Here is an 11,735-nt window from a genome sequence, read left to right as displayed (position 1 = left end):
AAGCCTAGTAATATTGACGGAGTTTTGATTAATATCAACCCCAAACAAATTGTGTTCAATGATATCCAGCTTCGTCTTAAATAACGTTTCTTGGATTGCCTGACGCATTTCAGATCCACGACTATAGGTAAAGTATGTTTCGTCATCACGCATAACTACGACTAACTCATCATTTTCAATTTCGATATTGACATCCATCCGAATTTCTGCCGGAAGAAGGCGTAACCTAGCCCGTAACTTTACTAAGTAATTCAAGGCGGACACCAAGAAGTGACCTGAGCCAACTGCTGGGTCCACCACCTTAAAATTCCGAAGTACACTAAGGACCTTTTCTTTGTTTTCCGGAGTGACTTCAGCAATATCAGCGATTGAATTTACTTTAAATCCGTCAGCCCTAAACTTATCAATAATTGACCTGTCTATTGCCTTCCGAACCATAAACGATGTTACGAATCCGGGGGTATAGAAGGAACCATCCTTGTATCCATTAATTTTTTCGAAAATCAAACCCAACACGGACGCATTGATTAATCTTTCATTATTCACAGATTTACCATCTGTGTTAAACGCATACGAATCAAGAAACGTTAGAAGATATCTTAACGTTGGCAACTTTTTCGTACCCTTTGTCACACGGTCGAGCAAAACTGACCGGCTTCGCAGAGATAATTCTTCATCATCCGATAAATCCGAAGGCTTGATTAACAACGTAGATTCTGTAACTGATTTCTCAAAAAGCGACGAATTTAAATATGGAACATACTCATATTTCTTCGCTAAACTTCCGCGCTGATCAACAGGCTTTGCTAGTACACCAAAAAACAATTCATTTAATCGATTGAAGTTGCTGAGGTTTTCATTCGACATGAACTTATACTTGATATCATCGTTGTTGAATTTCATCAATTGACCTTCTAGTAACTTCAAGAATAAGATTCGATTCACCCACGTCGATACAATGTTGACTGTATAATCAAACTTTTGTTCTTCATCATCAAAACGATAATCAGAAGAATCAAATGCCTTGTAAACCAATTCCGTCAAAGAACCTGATTGACGATCCGATTCGGGCAATCGTTCAATTCCCTTATCATCCTTTCGATCTCTTAACCCTATTATATATAGCAATTCGTCATAGAACTTCTGATCCAATACGTTTGAGTCAGACACAAATGACCTCTTCATTAACGTTTCAGGAGCAAGCATTCTTATGAATCGTCGAGCTCTGGTTTCGTTTATTTCGCCATTCTGTTGAAATAGATTATTTACATTTAAATGAACATATTCCAATTCGTCTTTGTGTTTCTCCACAAACGGTGCTGCAATATTGGTGTAAAAATCAGATGTAGTTACGTCTAACGTTGCTTGTTCAACTTGAGATTCGAAATAATTATTCACAAAATGCTTGTTCTTCGCAAAAATCTTATTGAATAAAGCAGCGTCAAAAATAAACCAATCAACTCCATCCGTGACAATTAAATAGGTCATCCGAGTATTGCTTGCACCAAATCTTTCTCTCATAAAATAGAGAATTAGCTCATGCAAAGCTTTTCGATTTATATGCGACTCAGAAATCATGTCTGGTGATCTTAATTTTTTCGTTTCTAACAATACATAATTAACACTTTCTTTCGAGATTACTAGATCTATCCGTCCTTCAGCGTTTACCTTAAATCCTTCTTGTTGAAAACCGAGACCTCTTAAAAAATCTCGAATATATCCTTTGTTGGTTTCTTCTGTATTTTCATCATTAATTTCAGTAATCAAATCTTTCAGCAAATTAGCTATTTCCGCTTTACGATTATCTCCGAGCGGTAGCCGATAAAACATTTTATTGATGACATTTTCAGGCTTTAATGCAACTGGCATTTTTATATCCTCACTTCCAAGTATGTTACTTTTAGTATAATCATGTTATTTTGTGCTTATAGACCACAGTATGTAGGGAACTCTGCATACCCATGATTAAACCGTCTGCTTTAGTTGTCTTTTTACTATCGTATTATATTAATTTCTTCGAAAAAAACGCCACCACTTTTTAGGTTTAGGTTGTGACTCCGGGGTGCTATTTTCAGGTTCCGGTTGTTTGTCTGGCGTCACTTCTTTTTCACCATCATCATACGGTGCCATCGTTAAGGCTTTCAAGTCCTTAATTTCTGCCTTGTATTCTTCGAGCAGTTGTTTGTCCTGTAAGGCTAGCCGTTGTTGCTGATCTAGTAGATTTTGTGTCTGATTCTGAATTTCGACTAGACTTTTTATCTGTTCATCTTTGATAGATAACTGACCGTCTTTTTTAATCAGTTGTTCTTTCAGATAATTGATTTGTTCAGACTTTTCATTAAGCAACTTGTTTTTTTCAGTATCTAATCCACTATCTAATTCGCGTCCGTTTTGGATACCTAAACTATCTAATTCAGACACTTTAGAGTAACCCATGTTTGATTTTATCTTTGATATTGCAGATTTACCAAGGTATATAGTGCCATCCAATCTTTGTATCGAATCAGTATCTAATTTAGACACCTGGTAGTGTATTTTCTTTTTTGAGACTCCCAGCTCCTCAGCAAGTTCTCGAATTGTTTTTAAATTTTCACTCATGATCTATATCCTGCCTTTTAACGATTGGTAGATACTGTTCAATCGATTTTTTAAGATACTTAGCAATATTCTTTTTAGAATAGTCATCTTGTTTATCTCGGATATATGCTAAGTGCTCTTTGACACCGTTTACTCCTCGTAAATTTTTTAATTCGTCATATAGGGGATAAACATTTTTTTGTAAGCCTGCTAAGATTTTTTTATCCATGAGATCCAAATATGATAATAAAAAGTGTTCCATAAGTAGCTTTGTATATGGACTGTCCATTGCCTGCAAAACTAATTCATTTTCACTTTCTTCTTGCCTTATCTTTCCATCAATATAATCTCGATCACCTAATTTATAACTACTATCATCTGCGACTTGTTTTTTTGTAATATGAAAGACAATGCTATCAATACTACGTCCTTTTTTTACTTTTTCATACGTGACATTAAAAGAAGTGTATGAGTTAATTTCATCAAGTCCTGCTTTTAACACTCTTTTTTCAAAATTATCAATTCTTTGATAGTCTTTTACAGTATCCGTCATTTCTCGTAAATCTCGCATACCAATAGTTGGATTGCGATAATTTTCAACTTGTTCTTCTCGCCGTCCACCCTTAACACTGTAATGCTCATACTGATTGTAGTTCATTGATAGCCAACGATATAAAATAACAGCATACTTACTATTTAATTCTGAAATATCTGACAAAGCATGTTGCGTAAAATTAGTTTTGAGATTAATTAAGTAAGGCATGATTTCAGGACTAAATCGGATTAATACCTCATCATGATAGTCCGTCCATTCTACATACGGGATTGGCACAATACTAACAAACTTAAAACCTTTATCTTGTTCTTTTTTAATCTGAAAAAATGCTTGTTTTTGCATCTTTTCAATCACTTCTTTAAAGCGACTATGCTTGTCATTATCATCTACCTTAAAAAAGGCAAATAATTCTTTCTTTGATAGATACACGGTCTGATCTTGAGGGGGATTGTCTGTATCAATTAAAGAAACAGCTAATTCAAACATTTTCAGTGGGGTTTTATCCATTTTGGCAATCGATGTAATGAGGCTATTATGTTCAACTACTTTTCGTTTTGATAAGTCATTCAAGGTCTGTACCTGCCTTGTTTTGGATTCTGGTATAATAGACATATAGATACGCTCCTTTGCGTGTTTGGATTAAGCATGAAGAAAGTCTGTCCAAAGATAATTTCTTCATGCTTTTATTATGCATTTTTATTACTACAAAATCAAAATAAAAGTAGGGGTATACACAGTTTTTTGTAGGGGTATACACAGTTTTTTGTAGGGGTATACACAGTTTTTTGTAGGGGTATAACTCTGAAAATCCTTGATAAAACACACTTTCTAACCGCGCAAAAGAACAAAAGATTAAAATATAAAAGATAAACTTATAATAGGCTCCGCCTTTTTATTGATTCAATAAAATAAAAAACAAAAAGAACACCGTTGTACATAAATTTTGTACGTGGTGTTCTTTTTGTGTTGAATCATTTCAAATGCCGGCTACCTAGTTATCTAACATAGATTGCCACTTATTAAGCCAATAGTGCCATTTTAAAGTGGTTAATGATTATTTATACGTTGCGTGGTTAAAAACGCTTAGAACGGCAAATAAACCGTTTAAACGTTAAAGACTTGGTCCTTTAAAAATATCACGCGTTAATTCAATGATTCGATTAATTAATGCTTTAACTTGTTCGATACCGCGATCTAATCTAGTTGGCGCTATTTTGGTGTCTGGATCTTCTCTAGCTGTCGTCAAGGTTTTTAACCATGACTGAGCCGCTTTCTTATTTTTAGTGATTTCTTCATGATCCAGCTTATAAAGAACATACCGAGCCTCCACATCAGTATGCGATAGTTTGTCGACACCATAATCATTTTTAAGCATATCGCGCATAGCATAATCCAGCTGTTGCTGTTCTCTGTGCCGCTTCTGAAGCGCTTGATGCGTTTCTTTTAGGTTTTGATAGTCTGCTTGGACGTCTGCTAATTGCGCTTTGACTTGTCTTAACGTTTGTTTGAGTTCTTGCGTTTCATGCTTGCTTTGTAGGGTGGCTTTCTTCATCGTGGCTAACACGCTTTTAAAGCGATCTAAGTCATCTGGTTTAAGCACCGTCTTACCAAAAAGGTTTTTAGATAAGGCTTGTTTAAAATCATCAATTTGTTTTTCGGCTAAGTCAACTTCCGTTAAGGCTTGATCCGTGATTTTAAGTACGGCCTGTTTAGCCCTAATATTTTCTTCAACGTCAGCTAGTTCCGTTTTTAAAGCGTTGAACTGATCATTGTATTTTTTGATTTCAGCGACATTCTCAAACGGTAAGGTTTTGTGATTTAAAATCCCTTGTTCATAAAATGGCAGCACTTTTTTTAAATCTTGATCTAAATCCTCATGAAAGGTTTGCAAATCCTGCCGCGTTAGCACTTCTTTAGCGGATACTTTATCACGTGACTTTTTATCATCAAAAACCACTGGGACAAAGGCATAGTGCAAGTGAGGGGTTGTCTCGTCATAATGCACGACAGCGGCCACGGCATTTTCTTGACCATAACGGTCATTTAGAAATGCTGTGGTTGCTTCAAAAAAGGCGCTCTGTTGCTCGTAGGACGCTTCTGCGAGTTCTTCAGGTAAAGTGACAATCCAAGTCGCTAACGCCTTTACATCGTCTCTTTTCATGCAATAAACGTCATTTAAACGCGCATTGAAGCGTGAAAGCATATCAGAACCATCAGCCATGAGCTCCTGATTCAGATAGGTTTTCGACACATCAATTTCTTTGTTAGTGTGATGGACAGTTTTACGTTCAAAATGGACCGCTAAACCAGGGACTGCGCCACGCGTATTTTTCTTTAAATGTGCCATCAAAAATGCCTCCTCGAAAAAGATTTTCCAAGACCAGTATAACACCGTTAAAAATCTGGTATAGCCTGTTATACCAAAATGCTATTTTGGACAGGCTCTGCGAGGCGAGTCATCGACAAGCGCTGACCGTAGCGTTTCCCCTTCCTGCTGGGGAAACTGCTATTTTACAGCGCCTATTATCCGGCTTGTAAAACCTCCGGCGGGTCACGCCATGACGGGGCAATCTATCATTGCATGATCACCTTCAGCGGGAGCATGTCATGCAGAACGCTACCCGCGCAGGGCAAGCTGGTGTCAGCTTAACCACATTAAAATAATCTGTAAACGTAAGTGTATAATAACAAAAAAATTGTAGTGGACTATCGCAATTAATAGGTGTTATACAATAAAAGCAAACAAAAAGGCACCCTTAAGGTGCCCACATTATTTTAACGATCATTAAGATCATCAAAATAACGTTTAATTGCGAACGTCACAACAGCAACACAGATTGCGTTGAACAATTGTGTGAGTTCTTGAAAAAAGTAAATCATGGAGTCTAAACCTCCTTGCCGTTGCAGTTATAGTAGGAAACAACAGCTTTTTAAGTATATCATGTTTTGAAATACCAATAATATAATGTTATAATGCTAATAGAAGAAAGTACATGGAGACTAACCTCTCTAGTAAAAAGGGCTAGTGCGTAGGAACACCAGCTCTTTTTGTTTGTCTTTTTTTGAAGCAAGTTTCCTTTCAGGGCAAGACAGTGTATAATTATAAACAATAATTGCCATGAAACAGCTCTGCTGTTTCAAAGGCTTGCGCCAGTGCGCTGGGCAAGCCTGGTGGCCCATTTTAAAATCCAGTGACGCCAACAATAACCTGGCTAACCTGTCATTTTTCACAATTAAAGACGCTTCAAAAAATTTCTTTAACCCCCAAATCACTAATAGGGGGGTTAAATTTACAAAAAAGCCAACAGGCAAACAACCCTCATGCTTACGGGGCGTAGGGTTACAGCGAAATAATATTCGTGTATAAATTGATGTAATAATGAAATTTTGATAATAAAAATTGGCCATTAAATGGCATTTTTTATTAGATAAATCATTTTAAAGGTTCTATCACGCGGTTTGTGATTAAGGAGGCATATATGACCTATAATGCGATCAAAGGACGCTTTACGCGCGTGGCGCCCGATAAAACAATCTTGTATGGCGAGAAATCCTATACGTTTGCCCTAACACCAGAACAAAGTGACCAGGTTGACCAGGCTGTTTATGCGGTTGTCCTGGCCAAAAATTATAAAACGACCTCTTTCTCGATTGATGAGAAGTTAACCTTGTCTGACGAAGAAGTCGCCCAACACAAGTTGGTGGTCCGTTTACGCCTCCGCAAAAAGCACAAACAGCCGTCTCATAAACCGCTCACGGACTAAAATTTCACAAATGACAAAAGCCTTGTTGCTGGGATTGTGAGAGGTAGACCAATTAATTTGAGCCAGATTCACAAGACGTGATCACAGAAAAAGCGCCAAACCCTATTTATTTCAGGTTTGGCGCTTTTTAGTTTAGATAAGCGACATTATGTTAAGCAGCTATACCACTTGCTGCTTAACATAATGCAAAATTAAACAAAGTAAAGCGCTCAATCCGTGTGGTTGTGGGCTCTTTATTTTACAACTTTGTGAAATGAAATTGGTATAGGTCAAGTAACAATACGAAACCTTGATTTAATAGGATTCTTCTTTTAGAAAAGTTAGTGAAATTTCATATGTATTTTTCCTCAAATTAGTTGACTTAGTGGGTCACCCCTGCTTGATTGAGAGGTTGGTTGAGCGGTGAATGGCAAAGTTGTACCCTAGTCACGAGCAAATTTTAAATAAAAAAATAAGCGTCGCACTAGAGTACAACTCAACTATTTACTTGACCGATCGGCCGTCTCACGTATTTAGTTAACCTCGTAGCTGTTGTCTTTCGACAAACTAACCACCCTATTAATTACTGCCCTAATAGCGTTGTGATTAGTTACCGTGCTCGTAAGCACCAGTAAACCGCCCTGACCCTTATTGGTGGTCACCACCATTCATCACCCACAATACGAGGCCGTTGCTTATGTGATATAGCCAGTTGTTATTGCGGTCGCACTGGCAAACGTGTCTATTTAGTTTGGACTTTATCCATGCAGGTTGGCTTCTACATTGTCAAAATTCGCCACACATGCTACAATACAGTTAATTTGATTAAACTGTTTAGTTACGCCCGACTGCAATCGGGGGTGGCTTTTTTTATATTAAATTTTGATTGCATCTCACAATTTGTGAGGTGCTTTTTTGTTTAATGTAATTATAATTGTTTTATTGCTATAATGTCAACATTTTTTTAAATAGCACTACGTAGTGCTATAGTCCTGTAGTGCTAGAACTAGATAGTGCAATAGTTTCGTAGTGCAATAGTGCAACGGCTACAGCACTATTGCACTACTGCACTATCTAGTTCTGTAGTGCGTTGATATATCAGCTTTTCCAACCAATTTACTATCTAATTGCTAGAACTACAGAACTATTGCACTATTGAACTACTTAGTTCCGTAGTACTAGAACTAGATAGTGCTAGCACTATTGCACTACAGAACTATTGCACTAGACTTATTGACAGTAGGAACTACATAGTGCTACTATTAAAAAAACGGAGGTGCATAACATATGACCCAAATAATAACCTTTGGCAATTTCAAAGGTGGAGTAGGTAAAACTAGTAATTCGACTATGGTAGCCCTTGAATTAAGCAATCGCGGCTATCAAACGTTATTAGTAGACCTTGACCCTCAAGGAAATGCCACAAACTTATACCTAAAAACTAAGCTAAATATCAGCAATGAAGTAGGGCATTTTAAAAAAACATTGATGGCCAGCATAGAAGACGGTGACTTATCAAATTCATTAATTAATATTAAAGAGCATCTAGATTTGCTGGCGTCTGCACCTGATTTTGCATTATATCCGCGATATATGGAAAAACACCATGAATATTTAGATAGGGTTACAGCCTTTAACACATTGCTTAATCCTTTAAAGGAAAAATATGATTATATTATCATTGATATTCCACCTACAATAAGTCTCATTACTGATAGTGCACTGTATGCATCTGATTATTGCTTAATTATTATGCAAACTCATGAACATAGTTTTGAGGGTGCAGAAGCGTTTATTAAATATATTCAAGATGAAATAGTTAATGAATACAAAGCACCTAGGCTGGAGTTGGTGGGCATATTAGCCGTATTACTCCAAGCAGGCGCACCTGTTGATGAAGCTACAGTTTCTAATGCTATTTCAGAATTTGGTGAAGATAACATATTTAAAAATAAAATTCATTCAATGCAAAGACTCAAACGGTATGGAATTACTGGAATTACATTCGGTTCCAAATTCGACAAGAGGGTTTTTGATGTATACAAAAACGTAACTGATGAATTGCTATCAAGAATTGAGGTGATTGAGCATGGCTAATTCATTAATTCGATCCAATAGAAATAATACAGAAAGTAGTATTCCCAAGCCTGAAAAGCAAGCTAAAGCATCAGATTTCGTGAATCCCGCAAAAGATAAACCAACTAATAAAGAAATTAGTTCCGTAACGTTCAACACCAATCTTAAAATTAGCAACCATACTAGAAATAAACTTCAAGCAATGTCAATGATTGGATATGCAGAAAATCAACGTTTGTCTGTCGAAACGGCCATACATTCTTTCTACGAGCAGTTATCTATTAACGAACAAAAAGAATTTGATTTGCAAGTTTCCACTTTGGAATCACGCGATGTAAAAATGAAAAGCAAAAAATAATCACTCTTTATTATAAGGCAGATTGCAAGAAATAACTTGAACAAATTTAGTAACGCAGATTACGCAAAAAGATCTCAATCGGTGTTCGCCAATTTAAACATTTGAGTGGTCGGGAATTCAAATACCAGTTAATTTGAATCAATTCATCATCGGTAATCTCATCAATCGGTTGACCTTTGGGAATGAAGCGGCGTAGTACTCGGTTGCGATTTTCATTACTGCCTCGTTCATGTGGCGAATAAGCGTGCGCAAAGTACAGCGGAACACCGGCCTGTTCTTCAATCAAATTGTAGTTGGCGAATTCTTTCCCATCGTCAACAGTAAGGGTCTTGAGATTATCTCCTAACTGGTTAGCCAATTCTAAAATAGCCTTGGTCATTGAAGTACTATCTCGTCCATTAAGCCGTTTAACGATGGTAAGCCGACTCTTACGCTCGACAAACGTAGCTACTGCTTGACCTTTACGTTTTCCAGATAAAACTGTATCAGCTTCGAAGTGACCTGAAGTATTACGATCAGAAATTTCAGCTGGACGATCTTCGATGGAACGTCCATGACTAAAACTACCACGGGGTTCTTTAGATGGTTTTGTAGGCAATTCTAACTACATGAGCCACTTGTTCAATTGACCATTTTTGGATCTTGATTTTTTCTTCAATCAATCGCTTTAGGTTAGTCGTTAAGATGGTTTTACGACCACGATGACTAAGTTTAACTTCATGGTCAGTTTGAGCCCTAACTGCGTTATACTCACCAGCTAAGTGATGAACCTCATTAAAGATAGTGGTTTTACTAAAGCCTAAATAATCGGCAATATATTGAAGTGAGTGTTTTTCATGATGAAGTGTTTCGATGACAACGCGGTCTTCAAATGATAAAATAGTGGTGCCCATAAAGGTCCTTCTTTCTAGTGGAATGTTGTGGTGACACCATTAAAGACCTTTATGGGTTTTTCTGTCCACTAATATGTTCAACTTAAATTTTACAATCTACCTATGTAAAAATTCCTTCCTTTTGAGAGATGATTTATTCATTATACCCTCTCTTAAAAGTTGTCTCAGGAATCAGCTTACATCCAATATTTTATGATGTTCCTTTAGATACAGTTTTAAGTTGGGAATCTAGTCTTAATTACTTCGGCACAGTTTATGGATCTCTTTTAGGTTTTTTAGGTGTTATTATCACAATTTTGTATACACAAAATCAAGTCGCTAAACAAAAAAAGGAAGCCGATTTGATTAGAGTGAATGATAATGCGATATCTGTAATGCCATATATGCATATCAAATTTATAGGGAGTGCTAATTTTACAAGTTATAAACATTACGATTTAGAACTGAATGCCAGCGAGGGGGAGAACGCTGATCAAACAATCTATATGCATTACAAGGTTACTAATAAAGGAAAAGGAGCCGCTACAGAATTATATTTATTTACCCCAAACGACTCTGATACAGAATTCAACCAACTGATTTCCTATGACCAAAGCCACATAGATTTTATAGATATAAGCGAGGAAAAAGAACTTAGAATAAAAATAAATGCTCCTATGTCAATAAATGGCACATCTTTTTCTAAACACTCGTTCTAATTCTGTCGGAATTAAACCAGCTGATGTAATTTGAGGTTCGGATTACCAAGTCCTCAAAATTGTAAATAATTTAAAATATCCTTTTTCATGATCTTTCACCTGTCTTAGATTTTAGAAGTATCACTTGGTTTCTCAATTAACTTAAACCGTCGCTGCTGCGTGCGTTTACTAATCCCCGTTTTTCGTTCAATCATCTTGTAGGTCATGCCTTGTTTTCGCAGCTCATAAGCAAATCTGATTTGTTCATCAGAATACGTTTTCGGTCGCCCTTCCCGAAACAACGGATCATGTTGCTTGGCATACAATTTACCTTCTTGTGTGCGCGTGACAATCATATCGCGTTCAAACTGCGCAAAGGCGCTAAATATTGTAAAGACTAATTGGCCAGTCGGCGTATTGTCAATTAAGCCCATATTCAAAATGTTGACTTTGACATTTTCTTTAAACAACTCTTGGATAATGGCTAATGCCTCGCGCGTGTTCCGCGCAAACCGATCCAGCTTAGTGACAATCAAAGTATCACCTGTTTTTAGAGTGCGCAACAGTTTTTGAAACTCCGGTCGTTCAGTAGTTGTGCCGGTAAACTTTTCCTGAAAGATTTTTCCTGCTCCTGCCAATTTTAGTAACTCAATTTGATTTGCTAATTTTTGATCAGTGGTACTGACCCGCGCATAGCCATATTTCATCTTTTTATCTCCTTACTTATGTCATTAAGTAATGACACGGTTCTAACCCTTTAATTATACAGTATCAAAAAAGAGGCCACAACTGTTAAGTTGTGACCTGAATGAAAGGCTTTAATTATTATATTCGACTTTCGTGAATGCCATCATA

General features: G+C 36.8%; 10 protein-coding genes and 1 pseudogene. 4 read left to right on the top strand and 7 right to left on the bottom strand.

Going from position 1 to position 11,735, the window contains the following annotated elements; genetic code table 11:
- The 5 genes from AC1RPN_RS07530 to AC1RPN_RS07510 all read right to left on the bottom strand — a co-directional run.
- A partial coding sequence (locus AC1RPN_RS07530; RefSeq protein WP_481762428.1) for a type IIG restriction enzyme/methyltransferase occupies nucleotides 1-1,869 on the bottom strand: 1,869 nt, incomplete at its 3' end.
- Nucleotides 1,870-2,007: 138 nt separating this feature from the next.
- Complete coding sequence (locus tag AC1RPN_RS07525; protein WP_481762427.1) at nucleotides 2,008-2,598, bottom strand: DNA-binding protein; 591 nt, start codon at nucleotides 2,596-2,598, stop codon at nucleotides 2,008-2,010.
- Complete coding sequence (locus tag AC1RPN_RS07520; RefSeq protein WP_150309677.1) at nucleotides 2,591-3,745, bottom strand: RepB family plasmid replication initiator protein; 1,155 nt, start codon at nucleotides 3,743-3,745, stop codon at nucleotides 2,591-2,593. The genes AC1RPN_RS07525 and AC1RPN_RS07520 overlap by 8 nt, the downstream gene beginning before the upstream one ends.
- A 499-nt stretch (nucleotides 3,746-4,244) precedes the next feature.
- Nucleotides 4,245-5,480, bottom strand: a complete 1,236-nt coding sequence (mobV, locus tag AC1RPN_RS07515; protein ID WP_481762426.1) for a MobV family relaxase — start codon at nucleotides 5,478-5,480, stop codon at nucleotides 4,245-4,247.
- Between the two features lie 662 nt (nucleotides 5,481-6,142).
- Nucleotides 6,143-6,445, bottom strand: coding sequence for a hypothetical protein (locus tag AC1RPN_RS07510; RefSeq protein WP_068853205.1), 303 nt, complete (start codon nucleotides 6,443-6,445; stop codon nucleotides 6,143-6,145).
- A 167-nt stretch (nucleotides 6,446-6,612) separates the two neighbouring features.
- Between AC1RPN_RS07510 and AC1RPN_RS07505 the strand changes: the two genes are divergently transcribed.
- From AC1RPN_RS07505 to AC1RPN_RS07495, 3 genes are all read left to right on the top strand, one after another.
- Complete coding sequence (locus AC1RPN_RS07505; protein WP_481762425.1) at nucleotides 6,613-6,897, top strand: hypothetical protein; 285 nt, start codon at nucleotides 6,613-6,615, stop codon at nucleotides 6,895-6,897.
- Between the two features lie 1,266 nt (nucleotides 6,898-8,163).
- Nucleotides 8,164-8,973 carry a ParA family protein gene (locus AC1RPN_RS07500; protein ID WP_284065013.1) on the top strand — a complete coding sequence of 270 codons (810 nt, stop codon included), beginning with the start codon at nucleotides 8,164-8,166 and terminating at the stop codon, nucleotides 8,971-8,973.
- Nucleotides 8,966-9,310, top strand: a complete 345-nt coding sequence (locus AC1RPN_RS07495; RefSeq protein WP_284065014.1) for a DUF5388 domain-containing protein — start codon at nucleotides 8,966-8,968, stop codon at nucleotides 9,308-9,310. The genes AC1RPN_RS07500 and AC1RPN_RS07495 overlap by 8 nt, the downstream gene beginning before the upstream one ends.
- Before the next feature lie 46 nt (nucleotides 9,311-9,356).
- Here AC1RPN_RS07495 and AC1RPN_RS07490 read toward each other — a convergent pair.
- Nucleotides 9,357-10,203: pseudogene (locus AC1RPN_RS07490) on the bottom strand (IS30 family transposase).
- A gap of 128 nt (nucleotides 10,204-10,331) precedes the next feature.
- Between AC1RPN_RS07490 and AC1RPN_RS07485 the strand changes: the two are divergent.
- A complete protein-coding gene (locus tag AC1RPN_RS07485; protein ID WP_481762424.1) occupies nucleotides 10,332-10,901 on the top strand; it encodes a hypothetical protein in 570 nt (189 codons plus the stop codon).
- Between the two features lie 104 nt (nucleotides 10,902-11,005).
- On the opposite strand, the gene AC1RPN_RS07480 is transcribed toward AC1RPN_RS07485, so the two are convergent.
- Complete coding sequence (locus AC1RPN_RS07480; RefSeq protein WP_014216283.1) at nucleotides 11,006-11,587, bottom strand: recombinase family protein; 582 nt, start codon at nucleotides 11,585-11,587, stop codon at nucleotides 11,006-11,008.
- Nucleotides 11,588-11,735: the final 148 nt, after the last annotated feature.

This window comes from Dellaglioa sp. CoH-57-MRSF-20, from assembly GCF_056781955.1.
This window is presented reverse-complemented; position numbering and strand designations above follow the sequence as displayed.

What these genes read in the sequence shown, in the direction of transcription:
- AC1RPN_RS07525 (WP_481762427.1), bottom strand. Translation starts at nt 2,598, where the DNA reads ATGAGTGAAAATTTAAAAACAATTCGAGAACTTGCTGAGGAGCTGGGA.
- AC1RPN_RS07520 (WP_150309677.1), bottom strand. Translation starts at nt 3,745, where the DNA reads ATGTCTATTATACCAGAATCCAAAACAAGGCAGGTACAGACCTTGAAT.
- mobV (WP_481762426.1), bottom strand. Translation starts at nt 5,480, where the DNA reads ATGGCACATTTAAAGAAAAATACGCGTGGCGCAGTCCCTGGTTTAGCG.
- AC1RPN_RS07505 (WP_481762425.1), top strand. Translation starts at nt 6,613, where the DNA reads ATGACCTATAATGCGATCAAAGGACGCTTTACGCGCGTGGCGCCCGAT.
- AC1RPN_RS07500 (WP_284065013.1), top strand. Translation starts at nt 8,164, where the DNA reads ATGACCCAAATAATAACCTTTGGCAATTTCAAAGGTGGAGTAGGTAAA.
- AC1RPN_RS07495 (WP_284065014.1), top strand. Translation starts at nt 8,966, where the DNA reads ATGGCTAATTCATTAATTCGATCCAATAGAAATAATACAGAAAGTAGT.
- AC1RPN_RS07485 (WP_481762424.1), top strand. Translation starts at nt 10,332, where the DNA reads ATGATTTATTCATTATACCCTCTCTTAAAAGTTGTCTCAGGAATCAGC.
- AC1RPN_RS07480 (WP_014216283.1), bottom strand. Translation starts at nt 11,587, where the DNA reads ATGAAATATGGCTATGCGCGGGTCAGTACCACTGATCAAAAATTAGCA.